This window comes from Geodermatophilus sp. SYSU D00525 (genome assembly GCF_054050475.1).
In genome coordinates, this window is sequence record NZ_JBJGZK010000006.1 from 179,554 (window position 1) to 196,442 (window position 16,889).

Annotated in this window: 19 protein-coding genes; 17 read left to right on the top strand and 2 right to left on the bottom strand. The window is 76.6% G+C overall.

Going from position 1 to position 16,889, the window contains the following annotated elements; translation table 11 throughout:
* Positions 1 to 22: 22 nt before the first annotated feature.
* The 10 genes from mihF to ACI796_RS07865 all read left to right on the top strand — a co-directional run bounded on the left by mihF (position 23) and on the right by ACI796_RS07865 (position 9,635).
* Positions 23 to 379 (top strand): integration host factor, actinobacterial type, encoded by a 357-nt coding sequence (gene mihF / locus ACI796_RS07820; RefSeq protein WP_456926787.1) that lies wholly within the window; start codon positions 23 to 25, stop codon positions 377 to 379.
* A gap of 52 nt (positions 380 to 431) precedes the next feature.
* Entirely contained in the window at positions 432 to 1,037 is a 606-nt protein-coding gene (gene gmk, locus ACI796_RS07825) for a guanylate kinase (protein WP_456940665.1), read from the top strand.
* Between the two features lie 55 nt (positions 1,038 to 1,092).
* A complete protein-coding gene (gene rpoZ, locus ACI796_RS07830) occupies positions 1,093 to 1,356 on the top strand; it encodes a DNA-directed RNA polymerase subunit omega (protein ID WP_089305624.1) in 264 nt (87 codons plus the stop codon).
* Between the two features lie 135 nt (positions 1,357 to 1,491).
* On the top strand, positions 1,492 to 2,718 hold the full coding sequence (coaBC, locus tag ACI796_RS07835) for a bifunctional phosphopantothenoylcysteine decarboxylase/phosphopantothenate--cysteine ligase CoaBC (RefSeq protein WP_456940666.1): 1,227 nt from the start codon (positions 1,492 to 1,494) through the stop codon (positions 2,716 to 2,718).
* 94 nt (positions 2,719 to 2,812) lie between these two features.
* Positions 2,813 to 4,006 carry a methionine adenosyltransferase gene (gene metK / locus ACI796_RS07840; protein WP_456940667.1) on the top strand — a complete coding sequence of 398 codons (1,194 nt, stop codon included), beginning with the start codon at positions 2,813 to 2,815 and terminating at the stop codon, positions 4,004 to 4,006.
* Between the two features lie 189 nt (positions 4,007 to 4,195).
* A complete protein-coding gene (locus tag ACI796_RS07845) occupies positions 4,196 to 6,142 on the top strand; it encodes a primosomal protein N' (RefSeq protein WP_456940668.1) in 1,947 nt (648 codons plus the stop codon).
* A 55-nt stretch (positions 6,143 to 6,197) separates the two neighbouring features.
* Positions 6,198 to 6,731, top strand: a complete 534-nt coding sequence (gene def / locus ACI796_RS07850; RefSeq protein ID WP_456940669.1) for a peptide deformylase — start codon at positions 6,198 to 6,200, stop codon at positions 6,729 to 6,731.
* A complete protein-coding gene (gene fmt / locus ACI796_RS07855) occupies positions 6,680 to 7,657 on the top strand; it encodes a methionyl-tRNA formyltransferase (RefSeq protein ID WP_456940670.1) in 978 nt (325 codons plus the stop codon). The genes def and fmt overlap by 52 nt, the downstream gene beginning before the upstream one ends.
* On the top strand, positions 7,654 to 9,048 hold the full coding sequence (locus ACI796_RS07860) for an RsmB/NOP family class I SAM-dependent RNA methyltransferase (RefSeq protein ID WP_456940671.1): 1,395 nt from the start codon (positions 7,654 to 7,656) through the stop codon (positions 9,046 to 9,048). Before fmt ends, ACI796_RS07860 begins: the two co-directional genes overlap by 4 nt.
* An 89-nt stretch (positions 9,049 to 9,137) precedes the next feature.
* Entirely contained in the window at positions 9,138 to 9,635 is a 498-nt protein-coding gene (locus tag ACI796_RS07865) for a hypothetical protein (protein ID WP_456940672.1), read from the top strand.
* Positions 9,636 to 9,652: 17 nt separating this feature from the next.
* Here the strand turns inward: ACI796_RS07865 and ACI796_RS07870 are convergent, their stop codons facing one another.
* Positions 9,653 to 10,777 (bottom strand): glycosyltransferase family 4 protein, encoded by a 1,125-nt coding sequence (locus ACI796_RS07870; protein ID WP_456940673.1) that lies wholly within the window; start codon positions 10,775 to 10,777, stop codon positions 9,653 to 9,655.
* 278 nt (positions 10,778 to 11,055) lie between these two features.
* Here ACI796_RS07870 and rpe point away from each other — a divergent pair, with 278 nt between their 5' ends.
* Genes rpe through hisG form a run of 7 tightly spaced genes read left to right on the top strand, consistent with a single transcriptional unit; the run spans position 11,056 to position 16,468 of the window.
* Positions 11,056 to 11,730, top strand: a complete 675-nt coding sequence (gene rpe, locus ACI796_RS07875) for a ribulose-phosphate 3-epimerase (RefSeq protein ID WP_456940674.1) — start codon at positions 11,056 to 11,058, stop codon at positions 11,728 to 11,730.
* On the top strand, positions 11,727 to 12,809 hold the full coding sequence (gene ribD, locus ACI796_RS07880) for a bifunctional diaminohydroxyphosphoribosylaminopyrimidine deaminase/5-amino-6-(5-phosphoribosylamino)uracil reductase RibD (protein WP_456940675.1): 1,083 nt from the start codon (positions 11,727 to 11,729) through the stop codon (positions 12,807 to 12,809). The genes rpe and ribD overlap by 4 nt, the downstream gene beginning before the upstream one ends.
* A gap of 1 nt (position 12,810) precedes the next feature.
* The gene (locus ACI796_RS07885; RefSeq protein WP_456940676.1) at positions 12,811 to 13,446 is read left to right on the top strand and encodes a riboflavin synthase; all 636 of its coding nucleotides are present in this window, start codon (positions 12,811 to 12,813) and stop codon (positions 13,444 to 13,446) included.
* The gene (locus ACI796_RS07890; RefSeq protein WP_456940677.1) at positions 13,443 to 14,783 is read left to right on the top strand and encodes a bifunctional 3,4-dihydroxy-2-butanone-4-phosphate synthase/GTP cyclohydrolase II; all 1,341 of its coding nucleotides are present in this window, start codon (positions 13,443 to 13,445) and stop codon (positions 14,781 to 14,783) included. The genes ACI796_RS07885 and ACI796_RS07890 overlap by 4 nt, the downstream gene beginning before the upstream one ends.
* On the top strand, positions 14,780 to 15,307 hold the full coding sequence (gene ribH, locus ACI796_RS07895; protein ID WP_456940678.1) for a 6,7-dimethyl-8-ribityllumazine synthase: 528 nt from the start codon (positions 14,780 to 14,782) through the stop codon (positions 15,305 to 15,307). The genes ACI796_RS07890 and ribH overlap by 4 nt, the downstream gene beginning before the upstream one ends.
* A complete protein-coding gene (locus ACI796_RS07900) occupies positions 15,304 to 15,567 on the top strand; it encodes a phosphoribosyl-ATP diphosphatase (protein WP_387986919.1) in 264 nt (87 codons plus the stop codon). The genes ribH and ACI796_RS07900 overlap by 4 nt, the downstream gene beginning before the upstream one ends.
* Before the next feature lie 34 nt (positions 15,568 to 15,601).
* Positions 15,602 to 16,468: an ATP phosphoribosyltransferase gene (gene hisG / locus ACI796_RS07905; protein ID WP_456940679.1), complete on the top strand. Its 867-nt coding sequence runs from the start codon at positions 15,602 to 15,604 to the stop codon at positions 16,466 to 16,468.
* A gap of 18 nt (positions 16,469 to 16,486) precedes the next feature.
* Here the strand turns inward: hisG and ACI796_RS07910 are convergent, their stop codons facing one another.
* On the bottom strand, positions 16,487 to 16,780 hold the full coding sequence (locus tag ACI796_RS07910) for a DUF4287 domain-containing protein (protein ID WP_456940680.1): 294 nt from the start codon (positions 16,778 to 16,780) through the stop codon (positions 16,487 to 16,489).
* Between the last annotated feature and the right edge of the window lie 109 nt (positions 16,781 to 16,889).

Genomic DNA, 16,889 nt, shown 5'->3' on the forward strand with positions numbered 1-16,889 from the left:
CAACGACACGATGGGACGCACCATGCCCCTCCCCGACCTGTCCCCCGAACAGCGTGCCGCCGCACTGGAGAAGGCCGCCGCCGCCCGCAAGGCGCGCGCCGAGCTCCGCGAGCGGCTCAAGAGCAAGGGCGCCACGGTCGGCGACGTCCTCAAGCAGGGCGAGACCGACGAGGTCATCGGCAAGATGCGCGTCTCCGCCGTCCTGGAGTCCCTGCCCGGCGTGGGCAAGGCCCGGGCTGCGAAGATCATGGAGCGGCTCGAGATCTCCCCGACCCGCCGGGTGCGCGGCCTGGGCGCCAACCAGCGCAAGGCGCTGGAGGCGGAGTTCGGCGGCGACCCGGTGGCCGCCGACCAGGTGCCCGCCGACTCGACGGCCTGAGGTCGCGGTACCGCTCCACCCGTCCGACGCCAGCACCACGAGGGACCACCCGTTGCCGACTGCCCAGCCGATCCCCGCCCCGGCGCGCCTGACGGTGCTCTCCGGACCCTCGGGGGTCGGCAAGGGCACCGTCGTCGCCGAGGTCCGCCGCCGGTACCCCGACGTGTGGGTCTCGGTGTCGGTGACCACCCGCAAGCAGCGCCCGGGCGAGGTCGACGGGGTGCACTACCACTTCCTCGGCGACGACGAGTTCGACCGGCTGGTCGCCGAGGACGGCCTCCTCGAGTGGGCCGAGTACGCGGGCAACCGCTACGGCACGCCGGCCGCCCCGGTCCGCGAGCGCCTCGCGACCGGGGCCCCGGCGCTGCTCGAGATCGAGCTGCAGGGCGCCCGCCAGGTGCGGGCGCGCGCCCCGGAGGCGCAGCTGGTCTTCCTCGCCCCGCCGTCGTGGGCGGAGCTCCAGAGCCGGCTGGCCGGCCGCGGGTCGGAACCGCCCGCCGTGCAGGAGCGCCGGCTCGCGATCGCGCAGGCCGAGCTGGACGCCTCCGGGGAGTTCGACGTCGTGGTGGTCAACGACGACGTCGCGAGGGCCGCGGACGAGTTGGTAGGATTGCTGGTCGCGCCGTCGTCCGGGAAGGCCGCCGGCGCCTCCGAGTGACCGGCCACCCGAGGCCCCTCACTCCCACCGAGCCAACCGAGGAGCACGCCCGCCCGTGTCCGGAGTCGCACCCGCCCCCGAGGGCATCACCAACCCGCCGATCGACGAGCTGCTCGAGCGCACCAGCAGCAAGTACGGCCTGGTGATCTTCGCCGCCAAGCGCGCGCGCCAGATCAACGCCTACTACAGCCAGCTCTCCGAGGGCCTGCTCGAGTACGTCGGCCCGCTGGTCGACACCGCGCCCCAGGAGAAGCCCCTCTCGATCGCGCTGCGCGAGATCAACGAGGGCCTGCTCACCCACACCGCCGGCGACAACTGAGGAAGGACCCCGTCGCCCCCCACGCCTCGCCCGCTCGGCGCGGGGCCCTGCGACGGGGCCGTTCCGGCCCGTGCGAGTGACGACGCCCCCGGCCCAGGCCGGGGGCGTCGTCGCGTCTGCGGGAGGATGGGGCGCATGAGCCGGATCGTGCTGGGCGTCGCGGGGGGCGTGGCCGCCTACAAGGGCGCCCTGCTGCTGCGCGCGCTGACCGAGGCCGGGCACGACGTCCGCGTCGTCCCCACCCCCGGGGCGCTGCACTTCGTCGGTGCGGCGACCTTCGAGGCGCTGTCCGGCCACCCGGTCACCACCGACGTCTGGTCGGAGGTGCCCGAGGTCGCGCACGTGCGGATCGGGCAGACCGCCGACCTCGTCGTCGTCGCGCCGGCCACCGCCGACCTGCTCGCCCGCGCCGCCACGGGCCGCGCCGACGACCTGCTCACCGCCACGCTGCTCACCGCGCACTGCCCGGTGGTGTTCGTGCCGGCCATGCACACCGAGATGTGGCTGCACCCGGCCACCCAGGACAACGTCGCCACCCTCCGCCGCCGCGGCTCGATCGTGCTGCCGCCCGCCGTCGGCCGGCTGACCGGGCCGGACTCCGGCCCCGGCCGGCTGCCCGAGCCCGCCGACGTCGCCGCGCTGGCGCAAGTGGTCCTCGCGGCGGGCGCCGACGTCGTGCGCGCCGACCTCACCGGCCGCCGCGTCCTGATCAGCGCCGGCGGCACCCGCGAGCCGCTGGACCCGGTGCGCTACCTGGGCAACCGCTCGTCGGGCAAGCAGGGCTGGGCGCTGGCCCGCGTGGCCGCCGCCCGCGGCGCCGACGTCACCGTCGTCGCGGCCAACGTCGACCTGCCCGCGCCGTTCGGCGTCCGCGTCGTCCCGGTCGGGACGGCGGAGGAGCTGCGCGCCGCGATGCTCGCCGAGGCTGGGTCGGGCGGGGAGGCGGCAGCCGACGTCGTCGTCATGGCCGCGGCCGTCGCCGACTTCCGGCCGGCCACCGTCGCGGCGACCAAGCTCAAGAAGGACAGCGCGAGCGAGCCCGACGCCGTCCCGCTGGTGCGCAACCCCGACGTGCTCGCCGAGCTGGTCACCAAGCGCGCCCCCGGGCAGCTCGTGGTCGGCTTCGCCGCCGAGACCGGGGACGCCGACGCCGACGTGCTGGCCCACGCCCGGGCCAAGCTCGCCCGCAAGGGCTGCGACCTGCTGGTCGTCAACGACGTCTCCGGCGGCGGGGTGTTCGGCCGCCCGGACAACGCCGCCGTCGTCCTCGCCGCCGACGGCACCGCCACCGAGGTGCCCCACGGCAGCAAGGACGCCGTCGCCGCGGCGGTCTGGCAGGTCGTCCTGCCCCGTCTCGCCTGACCGGCGGCTGCCACGGGCGGGACACGCCGGTAAGTTGCTCCCACGGCGCGGGCAGGCCGCGCCGTGATCTCGTCACCGACCCAGGGAGAACCGAGTGCCACGCCGCCTCTTCACGTCCGAGTCGGTGACCGAGGGCCACCCGGACAAGATCGCCGACCAGATCAGCGACGCGATCCTCGACGAGATGCTGGCGCAGGACCCGCGCAGCCGCGTCGCCGTCGAGACGCTCATCACCACCGGCCAGGTCCACATCGCCGGTGAGGTCACCACCGCCGGCTACGTCGACATCGCCGACGTCGTCCGCCGCACCGTGCTGCGGATCGGCTACGACTCCTCCCGCAAGGGCTTCGACGGCGCCTCGTGCGGCGTGAGCGTCTCGCTGGGCTCCCAGTCGCCGGACATCGCGCAGGGGGTGGACACCGCCTACGAGGCGCGCACCACCGGCACCACCGACGACGAGATCGAGCGCCAGGGCGCCGGCGACCAGGGCCTGATGTTCGGCTACGCCACCGACGAGACCCCCGAGCTCATGCCGCTGCCGATCGCGCTGGCGCACCGGCTCTCCCGCCGGCTGGCCGCGGTCCGCAAGGACGGCTCGGTGCCCTACCTGCGCCCCGACGGCAAGACCCAGGTCACCGTGGTCTACGAGGACGACCGGCCGGTCGGCGTCGACACCGTCGTCGTCTCCTCGCAGCACGCCGAGGACATCTCCATCGAGCAGCTGCTCACCCCCGACGTGCAGGAGCTCGTCGTCGAGCCGGAGCTGCAGGCCCTCGGCCTGCCCACCGACGGCTACCGGCTGCTGGTCAACCCGACCGGCAAGTTCGTCATCGGCGGGCCGATGGGCGACGCCGGGCTGACCGGCCGGAAGATCATCGTCGACACCTACGGCGGCATGGCCCGCCACGGCGGCGGCGCGTTCTCCGGCAAGGACCCCTCGAAGGTCGACCGGTCGGGCGCGTACGCGATGCGCTGGGTGGCCAAGAACGTCGTCGCCGCGGGCCTGGCCCGCCGCTGCGAGGTGCAGGTGGCCTACGCCATCGGCGCCGCGCACCCGGTCGGCCTGTTCGTCGACACCCACGGCACCGGCACCGTCCCGGACGACGTCCTGGAGAAGGCGGTCACCACGGTGTTCGACCTGCGCCCGGGTGCGATCGTGCGCGACCTGGACATGCTGCGGCCGATCTACGGCCCGACCGCCGCCTACGGCCACTTCGGCCGCACCGACGTCGAGCTGCCCTGGGAGCGCACCGACCGCGTGGAGGCCCTCCGCTCCGCGGTGAGCTGAGGAAGGACCCCACTGCCCCCCGCCGCTCGCTCGCTCGCGGCGGGCCCCTGCAGCGGGGCCAGGATGTCGGACCCGGCGGGGACACTGCTGCGACACGACCCCGCCGAACGGAGAACACCGCTGTCGAAGGACCCCGCGCCCCTCACCCCTCGCGAGCTCGGGGCGAGCCTCCGCGCGGGGCCGAAGCGCGTGGCCCGGGTCGTCGTCGACGTGCCGCTGGCCCACCTCGACCGGGCCTTCGACTACGCGGTCCCCGACGACATGGCCGGCGAGGTCCGGGCCGGCTGCCGGGTGCGGGTGCGCTTCGCCGGGCAGCTGGTCGACGGGTTCGTGCTGGAGCTCACCGACTCCAGCGAGTCCGGCCGCAAGCTCGCCCCGCTGGCCAAGCTGGTCTCCTCGGAGCCGGTGCTCACCCCCGAGGTGGCCGCGCTGGCCCGCTCGGTCGCGCAGCGCTGGGGCGGCACGCTGACCGACGTCCTGCGGCTGGCCGTCCCGCCGCGCCGGGCCGCCGCGGAGAAGCGCCCGCCGGCCGGACCCCCGGCCCCGCCGGCGCCGCCGGACCCGGCCGGCTTCGCCCGCTACCCGACCGGGCCAGCGCTGCTGGCCGCCGTCGCCGAGGGCCGGCCCGCGCGCGCGGTGTGGACGGCGTTGCCGGGCGAGGACTGGCCCGCCCGGCTCGCCGAGCTGTGCCAGGCGGCGCTGTCCGGTGGGCGCGGGGCGCTGGTGGTCGTCCCCGACGGCCGCGACCTGGACCGGCTGGAGGCCGCGGCGGCCGCGCGCCTGCCGGCGGGCTCGTTCGTCGTGCTCCGCGCCGACGCCGCCCCCGACGCCCGCTACCGCCGCTTCCTCGACGCCGCCCGCGGCAGCGCGAAGGTCGTCCTCGGCACCCGCGCGGCGGCGTTCGCGCCGGTCGCCGACCTGGGCCTGGTCGCGATCTGGGACGACGGCGACGACCTGCACGCCGAGCCGCGCGCCCCCTACGCGCACGCCCGCGACGTGCTGGTGCACCGCGCCCACCTGTCCTCGTGCGCCGCCGTCGTCGCGGCCACCGCGCGCACCGCCGAGGCCGCGCTGCTGGTGGAGAGCGGCTGGGCCCACGAGCTCGCCGCCGACCGCGCCACGCTGCGCGGCGTCGCCCCGCGGGTGCAGGCCCTCGGCGAGGACCACGAGCTGGCCCGCGACCCGGCCGCCCGCACCGCCCGGCTGCCGAGCCTCGCGCACCGGGTGGCCCGCGCGGCGCTGGCGGAGGGCACGCCGGTGCTCGTGCAGGTGCCGCGCGCCGGCTACGCGCCCGGGCTGTCGTGCGACCGCTGCCGCGCGCCGGCCCGCTGCGCGGTCTGCTCCGGGCCGCTCGGCATCGCGCCCACGCCCGGGCCGGGCGGCTCGCGGGTGCCCGCCTGCCGCTGGTGCGCCCGCCCCGCGGCCACCTTCGACTGCCCGCACTGCCACGGGACGAAGCTGCGCGCCTCCGTCGTCGGCGCCAACCGCACCGCCGAGGAGCTGGGCCGTGCGTTCCCCGGCGCGCCGGTGCGGGTGTCCGGGCGTGGGTCCGGCGTGCTGCCGTCGGTGCCGGCCGGGCCGCAGCTGGTCGTGGCCACGCCGGGCGCCGAGCCGGTCGCCGAGGGCGGCTACGGCGCCGCCCTGCTGCTCGACTCGTGGGCGCTGCTCGGGCGGGCGGACCTGCGCGCGGGGGAGGAGACCCTGCGCCGCTGGATGAACGCCGCCACGCTCGTGCGGGCGCACGGCTCGGTCGTCGTCGCCGCCGACGCCGCGCACCCCGTCGTCCAGGCGCTGGTCCGCTGGGACCCCGGCTGGCTGGCCGAGCGCGAGCTCGCCGACCGCCGGGAGCTCGGCTTCCCACCGGCCACCCGGATGGCCGCGCTGTCCGGGTCGCCGGCGGCGCTGGCGGAGTTCCTGGCCGCGGCGCGGCTGCCCGACGACGCCGACCTGCTCGGCCCGGTGCCCGAGCCCCCGCGGGCCGGGCAGGAGGGCGAGCGCGAGCGGTACCTGGTGCGGGTGCCGCGCACCGAGGGCCTGGCGCTGGCGACCGCGCTGGCCGAGGTGCAGGGCGTGCGCAGCGCCCGCAAGGTGCCCGAGCACGTGCGCGTCCAGCTCGACCCGCTCGAGCTGGTCTGAGCCGTCGCCCGGGCGGCAGGAACGGCCGTCTCCGCCGCTCACCTACGATCGACCGGTGAGCGTCACCCCCATCCGGCTGCTGGGCGACCCGGTCCTGCACCGGCCCGCAGCACCCGTCGTCGACTTCGACGCGGAGCTGCGGACGCTGGTCGCGGACCTGACCGACACCATGCACGCCGCCGGTGGCGCCGGCCTCGCCGCGCCGCAGATCGGCGTCGGGCTGCGGGTCTTCACCTGGTACGTCGACGGCGAGGTGGGCCACCTGGTCAACCCCTCGGTCGACCTGGTCGGCGACGAGACCGAGGAGGCGCCCGAGGGCTGCCTGTCCATCCCCGGCTTCCGCTTCGACTGCCGGCGGCACCTGCACGTCGTCGCGACCGGGTGGAACCAGCACGGTGACCCCGTGCGGGTGGAGGGCTCGCACCTGCTGGCCCGCGCGGTGCAGCACGAGGTGGACCACCTCGACGGCGTCGTGTTCGTCGACCGGCTCGACCCCGAGGCCGCCGCCGCGGCGCGGGCCGCGCTCGCCGAGGCCGAGTGGCAGGGCATGCAGGCCTGGGTCCCGCGCGTGGAGGTGAGCCCCCACTGAGGCTCCTGTTCGCGGGGACCCCCGAGGCCGCCGTCCCCTCACTGGAGGCGCTGCTGGCCTCCGACCACGAGGTGGCCGCCGTCCTCACCCGCCCCGACGCCCGCTCCGGCCGCGGCCGGAAGGTCGGCCGCTCGCCGGTGGCCGAGCGCGCCGACGCCGCCGGCCTGCCGGTGCTGCAGCCCCGCTCGCCGCGCGAGCCGGAGTTCCTCGCGCAGCTCGCCGACCTCGACGTCGACTGCGCGCCGGTGGTCGCCTACGGCGCGCTGGTCCCGCCTGCGGCGCTCGACCTCCCCGCGCACGGCTGGGTCAACCTGCACTTCTCGCTGCTGCCGGCCTGGCGCGGCGCCGCGCCCGTGCAGCACGCGGTCATGGCCGGCGACGAGGTCACCGGCGCCTGCACCTTCCGGCTCGAGCAGGGCCTGGACACCGGGCCGGTCTTCGGCCTGGTCACCGAGCCGATCGGCCCGCGCGACACCGCCGGCGACCTGCTCGGCCGGCTCGCGGTCAGCGGCGCCCGGCTGCTGGTCGCCACCCTCGACGGCATCGCGTCCGGCGAGCTCGTCCCGCAGCCCCAGCCGGCCGAGGGGGTCAGCCTCGCGCCGCGGATCGAGACCGCCGACGCCCGGATCGACTGGGAGCTGCCCGCGCACGTCGTCGACCGGCGGGTGCGCGGGGTGACCCCGGCGCCGGGCGCGTGGACCACCTGGCGCGGCGACCGGCTGCGCCTGGGCCCGGTCGAGCCGCTGCCGAGCGCGCTGGCCCTGGCGCCGGGCGAGGTCTCGGCCGGGCCGGGCGGCGTCGTCGTCGGCACCGGCCGCGGCTCGGTGCGCCTGGGCGAGGTGCAGCCGGCGGGCAAGCGGGTGCTGCCGGCCGCCGACTGGGCCCGCGGCGCCCGCCCGGCGCCCGGCGAGCGGCTGGGCCCGTGACGCGGCCACCCCGCCGCCCGGCCGGCCGCCGCCCGGAGCGGCGGCCGCGGCGGGCACCCCTCGACGGCGCCCGGCTGACCGCCTACGACGTCCTCGACGGCGTCTCCGCGCGGGAGGCCTACGCCAACCTGCTGCTGCCGCAGCTGCTCCGCGAGCGCGACCTCGACCCGCGCGACGCCGCCTTCGCCACCCAGCTGGCCTACGGGGCGCTGCGCGCGCAGGGCACCCTCGACGCGGTGCTGGCCCGGCTGGTCGACCGGCCGCTGGCCGACCTCGACCGGCGCGTCCTGGACCTGCTCCGCCTGGGCGCCTACCAGCTGCTGGACCTGCGGGTGCCCGCGCACGCCGCCGTCGCCACCACCGTCGACCTCACCCGCGCGATCGTCGGCGCCGGTGCCTCCGGGCTGGTCAACGCCGTCCTGCGCAAGGTGGCCACCGGCGGGGACCGCGCCGCGTGGCTCGACCGGCTCGGCGCCGAGGGCGACCGGCGGCTGGCGCTGGCCACCGACCACCCCGGGTGGATCGTGTCGGCCTGGCGCGCGGCGCTGGGCGGCGATGCAGCTGGGGATGCCGAGCTCGAGGACGCGCTGCTCGCCGACGACGCCGCGCCCGAGGTGCACCTGGTCGCCCGGCACCTGCCCCGAGAGGAGCTGGCCGCGGAGTCCGGCGGCACGCCGGGGCCGTGGTCGCCGTACGCGGTCCGGCTGGGCGGGGGAGACCCGGGCCGGCTGCCGTCGGTGCGCGCGGGCCGGGCCGCGGTGCAGGACGAGGGCAGCCAGCTCGCCGCGCTGCTGCTCGCCCGGGCGCCGCTGGAGGGCCCGGACGCGCGCTGGCTGGACGTCTGCGCGGGGCCCGGAGGCAAGGCGGGGCTGCTGGCCGCCGTCCGCCCGGCCGGGGTGCACCTCACCGCCGCCGACCGCGCGCCGCACCGCGCCGAGCTGGTCCGCGGGGCGCTGGCGGGGGAGGACGACGTCGAGGTGCTCGTCGCCGACGGCCGCGAGCCGCCGTGGGCGCCGGGCTCGTTCGACCGGGTGCTGCTCGACGCGCCGTGCACCGGGCTCGGCGCGCTGCGCCGGCGGCCGGAGGTGCGCTGGCGGCGGACGCCGGACGACGTCGGCCCGCTGGTGGACCTGCAGACCGCGCTGCTCGACCGTGCGCTGGCCTCGGTGCGCCCCGGCGGCGTCGTCGCCTACGTGACCTGCTCGCCGCACGCGGCCGAGACCGTCGCCGTCGCCGACGCCGCGGCCGCGCGGGACGACGTCGAGGTGCTGCCGGTGGCGCCGCTGTTCCCCGAGGTCCCCGGCGTCGAGCGCGGGGCGTACGGGCAGCTGTGGCCGCACCGGCACGGCACCGACGCGATGTTCCTGGCCCTGCTGCGCCGCACCCGCTGAGCCCGGTCCCGCCCGCGACCCGGACGGGCGGCACCGGCCGCGCCCCGGACCGCCCCGCGCGCGGCGGTCCTCGCCTAGCCTGCCCCGCCGTGCCCTGGCTCCCCGACGACTTCGCCCACCCGCTGCGCGCCGACCTGCCCACCGGTCAGCACCTGCGGCCCATCCGCGCGGCCGACACCGCCATCGACTTCCCCGCCGTCATGGGCTCCCGCGAGCGGCTGTGGGGGATCTACGGCGAGGCGTGGGGCTGGCCGCCCGCGACGATGACCGAGGAGCAGGACCGCGCGGACCTCGCCCGCCACGAGCGCGAGATCGAGGCGCACGAGAGCTTCAACTACGCGCTGCTGGACGAGGACGAGACCGAGCTGCTCGGCTGCGTCTACGTCGACCCGCCGGAGAAGGCCGGCGACGCCGACGCCGAGGTGTCCTGGTGGGTGGTCGACCGCCTGGCCGGCACCGAGGTCGAGGCGGCGCTGGACGCGTTCGTCCCGCGCTGGCTGGCCGCGGAGTGGCCGCTGCGGGCCCCGCGCTACGTCGGCCGGGACCTCTCCTGGGCCGACTGGGTCGCGCTGCCCGACCGCGGCTGAGGCTGCGCCCGGGGGGTTCAGCTCCGCCCGTGTCGCCGGTCCTCCTGCCACAGGTCCTGCGCCAGGCCCAGCACCTCGACGACGTCACGGGTGGTCTTGCCCACGTCGAAGACGTCCCTGGCCCGTTCGTACCCGCGCTCACCCATGAGCCGCGCCCGGTCAGGGTGTTCGAGCAGGTCGAGGAGGGCATCGCCGAGCGCTCGGCCGTCCCGTGGCTCCACCAGCAACCCGGTCTCCCCGTGCACGACCAGTTCCGGGATGGCGGCGTGCTGGGTCGAGACGACGGGGAGGCCCGCCGACATGGCCTCCAGGATCGCGTTGGGCGACATGTCGGTGTCCGTGGGGAGAGCGAAGACGGCGGCACGCTGGAGGATGCGATCCAGCTGTCCGTCTCCGGGACGGATGTCCCGGTGTACGACGATCCCGTCCTCGTCGGGCACGGGTTCCTGTGTGACGAGCACCAGCCTGGCCTTGCCACGCAGACGTGTGCGGAAGACGTCGCGCAGGAGGTTCCCGCCCTTGCGCTCCAGCGTCTTGCCCACGAAGACGATCTCCGGCAGGTCGGTGGACGTCCGAGTCGGGATCTCGCCGGGGACCGGGACGCCGTAGCGCACGAGCCGCAGCCGCTGCTCGGTGACGCCGAGCTCTCGAAGGGATCGGGCAGCCCACTCCGACTGCGCGACGACGACCGTCGCGGCGGTGAGGACGCGTCGTTCCAGTGCCTCGATCGGGCGGCTGGAGACCCCCGTGCCGACCGAGGTCCTGCGGTAGGGCCTCAGCTCCAGGTTCTGTTCGTTGGTGGCGTCCGTGGCCAGGACCGAGGGCATCGAGCGCAGGAGCCCCGGGAAGAGCCACGAGATGGTGTGGGAGTAGACGTGGAGGACGTCGTGCCCGGACAGCGCCCGGCGCACGAGGGGCCGTGCAGCTGCGGAGGCCGCCAGCTGGAACCGCAGCGACTGGAAGTCGAGGTCGGCACGCGCCAGGCCCGGCACGCGGACACCCATCACCCTCCGCAGGAACGTGGGCGGAGGGACGTCGACGAAGTCGGCATGGACCTCCGGGAACGCCACCAGGGACCGCTTCAGGTTGGCGTGCACGGTGGCGTGCCCGCCGAGGTTCTCGTTCACGAAGAGAGCCCGCATGCTCCGGGTCCCCGCCGACGTACGTCCCGTCATGGCGGACAGCATGGCCAAGGCGCGTCGGTGTCGCACGACCGCTGCAGATCGAGTGCACCCACCAGGCCTGCGACGGGATGGGGATCCGGCCTCGATCGGGGCAGGTCCGTCGTGGGGAGCGGGACCCGGCGAGGCCGCGGACCTGCATCCTCCAGCCGGTGGCTGCACGAGGAGGTCATCAGGCCACGCACGGTGCCCGGGCTGGCGGAGGGGCCCCGGCGTGCGCATCCCTAGACTCGGACGACGTGGCCCGGACCCCGATGATCGCCCCCAGCCTGCTCTCGGCGGACTTCGCCCGGCTGGCCGACGAGGTGGCCCGGGTCGCCGACGCCGACTGGCTGCACGTCGACGTCATGGACGCCCACTTCGTCCCCAACCTCACCCTGGGGCGGCCGGTGGTGGAGGCGATCCAGGCGGTGAGCCCGGTCCCGCTGGACTGCCACCTGATGATCGAGGCGCCCGAGCGGTGGGCGCCCGGGTACGCCGAGCTCGGCGCCCGCAACGTCACCGTGCACGCCGAGGCCTGCACCGGCGATCCCCGTGACGTCGCCCGCGACATCCGCGCCGCCGGCGCCCTGGCGGGCCTCGCCGTCAAGCCCGGCACCCCGCTGGAGGACTACGAGGACGTCCTCCGCGACTTCGACACCCTCCTGGTCATGACCGTCGAGCCCGGCTTCGGCGGCCAGGCGTTCATCGCCGACGTGCTGCCCAAGGTCCGCCGCGCCCGCGAGCTGGTCGACACCGGCCACCTGCGACTGCTGGTCGAGGTCGACGGCGGCATCAACGCCGACACCATCGAGCGGGCCGCCGAGGCCGGTGCCGACGTCTTCGTCGCGGGCTCGGCCGTCTACGGCGCCGACGACCCCGCCCGCGCGATCGCGGCGCTGCGCGCGCAGGCCACGGCGGCGGCCGCCGGGTGAGTCCCCAGATCGAGGCCGCCACGACCCGGGCGCGCGAGTCCAGCGCCATGGCGAGGGCGCGCGCGCTCGGCGAGAGCGTGCTCGGCACCACCAGCCCCAACCCGCCGGTCGGCGCGGTCGTCCTCGACGCCGGCGGCGCGGTCGTGGGGGAGGGCGCCACCTCCCCGCCCGGCGGGCCGCACGCCGAGGTGCACGCGCTGCGGCAGGCCGGCGAGCGGGCCCGCGGCGGCACCGCCGTCGTCACCCTGGAGCCGTGCGCGCACACCGGCCGCACCGGCCCGTGCGCCGACGCGCTGCTGGCGGCGGGCGTCGCCCGCGTCGTCGTCGCCGTCCCCGAACCCACCGGGCTGGCCGGCGGCGGCGCCGGCCGGCTGCGTGCCGCCGGCGTCGACGTCGAGGTGGGGGTCGAGCGGCAGGCGGCCGAGGACGGCGCGCTGGGCGCCTGGCTGACCGGCGCCCGCGAGGGGCGGCCGTTCGTCGTCTGGAAGGTCGGCGCCAGCCTCGACGGGCGGGTCGCCGCCGCCGACGGCACCAGCCGCTGGATCACCGGCCCGACGGCCCGCGCCGCCGTGCACGCGCTGCGCGCCACCTGCGACGCCGTCCTCGTCGGGTCGGGCACCGCCCTGGCCGACGACCCGCAGCTCACCGTCCGCGACGCCGACGGCCGCGACGCCGCCCGCCAGCCGCTGCGCGTGGTGCACGACCGCCGCGGCCGGCTGCCGGCCACCGCGCGGGTGCTCGACGGCGCCGCGCCCACGCACGTCAGCCGTGCCGCCGGCCCCGCGGAGCTGCTCGCCGAGCTGTTCGACCGCGACGTCCGCCGGGTGCTGCTCGAGGGCGGCCCGACGCTGGCCGCCGCCTTCCTCCGCGCCGGGCTGGTCGACGAGGCCGTCGTCCACCTCGCGCCGAAGCTGCTGGGTGCCGGTCCCCCGCTCGTGGGGGACCTGGGAATCAGCACGATCGGCGCGGCGCTGACCCTGGAGGTCCGGGACGTCACCCCGCTGGGCGGGGACGTGCAGATCCGCCTGCGGCCGACCCGGCACACTGGAGAGCGACCGGACGCGGACGGAAGGGGCTGACGTGTTCACGGGCATCGTCGAGGAGGTCGGCTCCCTCGCCGCACGCGAGGACCTGGGGGGACCGGCGGGCGACGCCGCGGTGCTGCGCATCCGCGCGCGCCGCGTGCTCGAGGACGTGCGCCTCGGCGACTCGATCGCGGTCAACGGCGTCTGCCTCACCGTCACCGGCGTCGAGCCCGGCCCGGACGGCGACCAGGTGTGGTCCACCGACGTCATGGCCGAGACGCTGCGCCGCAGCAGCCTCGGCGCCCTCGGCGACGGCGACCCGGTCAACCTCGAGCGCGCCGTCGCCGCCGGTGGGCGGCTGGGCGGGCACGTCGTGCAGGGCCACGTCGACGGCGTCGGCACGGTGGTCTCGCGCACGCCGGGCGAGCACTGGGACGTCGTCCGCGTCGCGCTGCCGCCGCAGCTGGCGCGCTACGTCGTCGAGAAGGGCTCGATCACCGTCGACGGCGTCTCGCTCACGGTCAGCGCGCTCAGCGCGGCCGACGACCCCGAACCCTGGTTCGAGGTGAGCCTCATCCCCGCCACCCTCCGGGAGACCACGCTGGGCGGACGCGCCCCCGGGGACCCGGTCAACCTGGAGGTCGACGTGATCGCCAAGTACGTGGAACGCCTGCTGGGAGCACCCCGATGAGCGGCACCGTCCGCCTGGACACCGTCGAGAGCGCCATCGCGGCGGTCAAGGACGGCCGCCCCGTCGTCGTCGTCGACGACGAGGACCGCGAGAACGAGGGCGACCTCATCTTCGCCTCGGAGCTGGCCACCCCCGAGCTCGTGGCGTTCATGGTCCGCTACACCTCGGGCTACATCTGCGTGTCGGTCACCGAGGCCGACGCCGACCGGCTGGACCTGCCGCCGATGTTCCGGGTCAACCAGGACCGCCGCGGCACCGCCTACACCGTGACCGTCGACGCCCGCGAGGGCGTGACCACCGGCATCTCCGCCGCCGACCGCGCGCACACCATCCGGCTGCTCGCCGCCGCGGAGACCTCCTCGGCCGACCTCGCGCGCCCCGGCCACATCGTGCCGCTGCGCGCGAAGGACGGCGGCGTGCTGCGCCGGCCCGGGCACACCGAGGCCGCCGTCGACCTCGCCGTCCTCGCCGGCCTGCGCCCCTCGGGCACGCTGTGCGAGCTGGTCAGCGAGAAGGACCCGACCGGCATGGCCCGCGCCGAGGAGCTGCGGGTCTTCGCCGACGAGCACGACCTCTGCCTGATCTCCATCGCCGACCTCATCGCCTACCGCAAGCGGTTCGACAAGCTGGTCGAGCGGGTCGCCGAGGCCACCGTGCCGCTGGCGCCGGGCACCTTCACCGCGGTGGGCTACCGCAGCTCCTACGACGAGCGCGAGCACGTCGCCTTCGTCTACGGCGACATCGGCGACGGCGAGGACGTGCTGGTGCGCGTGCACTCCGAGTGCCTCACCGGCGACGTCTTCGGCTCGCTGCGCTGCGACTGCGGTCCCCAGCTGCAGGCCGCGCTGGCCGCGGTCGCGCACGAGGGCCGCGGGATCGTGCTCTACATCCGCGGGCACGAGGGCCGGGGGATCGGCCTGCTGCACAAGCTGCAGGCCTACCAGCTGCAGGACGCCGGCGTGGACACCGTCGACGCCAACCTCGACCTCGGCCTGCCCGCCGACGCCCGCGACTACGGCACCGGCGCGCAGATCCTCGTCGACCTCGGCGTGCACACCATGCGGCTGCTGACCAACAACCCGGCCAAGCGCGCGGGCCTGGAGGGCTACGGCCTCAAGGTGACCGGCCGGGTGCCGCTGCCCAGCCACGTCACCGCCGAGAACCTGTCCTACCTGCGCACCAAGCGCGACCGGATGGGCCACCTGCTCGACATCATCGAGCCCGAGACCGAGTCCGGCCCGGCCGACGTCCCCGCCGGCGTCCCGGTGACCGCCGACGGGGGGACCACCGTGCCCGGCACCGACGTCCCCCTCGGCCGGCAGGAGCAGCAGCTGTGAGCGGGCAGGGACGCCCCGAGGCGCAGGCGGTCGACGCCGCGGGCCTGACGCTGGGCATCGTCGCGACCACCTGGCACGCCGAGATCACCGACGCGCTGCTCGCCCGCGCCGTCGAGGCCGCCCGCGCCAGCGGCATCGGCGAGCCGACCGTCGTCCGGGCGCCGGGCGCGGTGGAGCTGCCGGTGGTCGCCCAGGCGCTGGCCGAGCGGCACGACGCCGTCGTCGCGCTCGGCGTGGTCATCCGCGGCGGCACCCCGCACTTCGAGTACGTCTGCGACGCGGTCACCGCGGGCCTCACCCGGGTGGCGCTGGACGCCGGCAAGCCCGTCGGCAACGGCGTGCTCACCTGCGACACCGAGGAGCAGGCCCGCGACCGCGCCGGCCTGCCCGGCTCCGTCGAGGACAAGGGCTGGGAGGCCGCCGTCGCCGCGCTGGCCACCGCGCTCACCCTCCGCGACCTGCGCGGGCCGCGGCACTCCACCGGCTTCCAGGTCACCCCGGCCGTCGGGCAGGGGCTGGCGTGAAGCGCTTCGACGAGCTGTTCGCCGAGCTGTCGGCCAAGGTCGCCGCGGGCGACCCCGCCTCGGGCACGGTGACCGCCGTCCGCGACGGTGTGCACGCCGCCGGCAAGAAGGTGGTCGAGGAGGCGGCGGAGTCCTGGATGGCCGCCGAGCACGAGGGGCCCGAGCGGACGGCGGAGGAGATCAGCCAGCTCCTCTACCGGGTGCAGGTCCTCATGCTCGCCCGCGGGCTGACCCTCGACGACGTCTACACCCACCTCTGAACTCCCGCCGCCGACCCACCACAGGAGACACACCGTGCTGCGCATCGCCGTGCCCAACAAGGGCGTCCTGAGCGAGCCCGCGGCCGCGATGCTCGCCGAGAGCGGCTACCGCCAGCGGCGCAGCACCAAGGACCTCGCGGTCTACGACCCCGACAGCGACACCGAGTTCTTCTACCTGCGCCCGCGGGACATCGCCGTCTACGTGGCCGCCGGCACGCTCGACGTCGGCATCACCGGCCGCGACATGCTGCTGGAGACCGCGCCGGCCGACGGCGAGGGCCCGACCGCGGTGGAGGTCATGCCGCTGGGCTTCGGCCGCTCGTCGTTCCGCTTCGCGAGCCCGGTCGAGTCGGGCATCGACTCGGTCGAGAAGCTGGCCGGACGGCGGATCGCCACCGCCTACCCGGTGCTGCTGCAGCGGTACCTGGACGAGTCGGGCATCAAGGCCGGCGTGGTCAAGCTCGACGGCGCGGTGGAGACCGCCTGCCGCCTCGGGGTGGCCGACGCCGTGTGCGACGTCGTCGAGACCGGGACGACGCTGCGCGCCGCGGGCCTGCGGATCATCGGCGAGCCGGTGCTCACCAGCGAGGCGGTGCTCGTGCGCCGGGAGGGCGCCGAGGAGATCCCGGCCGTCGCCCAGCTGCGCCGGCGGCTGCGCGGGGTCCTCGTGGCCCGGCAGTACGTGCTGCTCGACTACGACTGCCCGAACGAGCTGCTGGCCCGGGCCACCGAGCTCACCCCCGGCCTGGAGGGCCCGACGGTCAGCCCGCTGCAGACCGAGGGCTGGTCGGCGGTGCGCGCGATGGTGCGCCAGTCCGACACCAACCGGGTCATGGACGAGCTGTGGGAGCTCGGCGCCCGCGCGATCCTCGTCACGAGCATCCACGCCTGCCGCCTGTAGGAGGACCCCTGCAGCACGTCACCCGGCGGGATTGGTGGCCCTGCCGTCGAGCCAGAGGGTGTCGGACGCGTCGCGGTGCGAGCCGGTGCTGCCGACGTGCTTCGCGCTGATCGTCGGCCCGTTCCTCAGCACGTGCACGAGGGCCATCCCGTACCCCCGGCCGAGGCCGTGGTCCGCCGCCAGCCAGGCCAGCACCTCGCCGGCCTCCGTGCCCGGGGCGTCGAGGCCCCGCTCGTGCGCCTGCGCGATCAGCCGGCGTGGGGTGAGGCCGGTCCGGTCCTCGATCGCGTCGAGGTAGGCCTGGAAGGACATCGCGTGCTCCCCGTGGTCGGTGGGTGTCGGGAGGGGAGACGGTGTGGGCGGCGCGAACTCATCGCCCACACGGCAGCGGCCCCCTCCCCGGCCGGGGAGGGGGCCGCTG

What these genes read in the sequence shown, in the direction of transcription:
- mihF (WP_456926787.1), top strand. Translation starts at nt 23, where the DNA reads ATGCCCCTCCCCGACCTGTCCCCCGAACAGCGTGCCGCCGCACTGGAG.
- coaBC (WP_456940666.1), top strand. Translation starts at nt 1,492, where the DNA reads ATGAGCCGGATCGTGCTGGGCGTCGCGGGGGGCGTGGCCGCCTACAAG.
- ACI796_RS07870 (WP_456940673.1), bottom strand. Translation starts at nt 10,777, where the DNA reads ATGCGGGCTCTCTTCGTGAACGAGAACCTCGGCGGGCACGCCACCGTG.
- ACI796_RS07890 (WP_456940677.1), top strand. Translation starts at nt 13,443, where the DNA reads ATGAGCGGCACCGTCCGCCTGGACACCGTCGAGAGCGCCATCGCGGCG.
- ACI796_RS07910 (WP_456940680.1), bottom strand. Translation starts at nt 16,780, where the DNA reads ATGTCCTTCCAGGCCTACCTCGACGCGATCGAGGACCGGACCGGCCTC.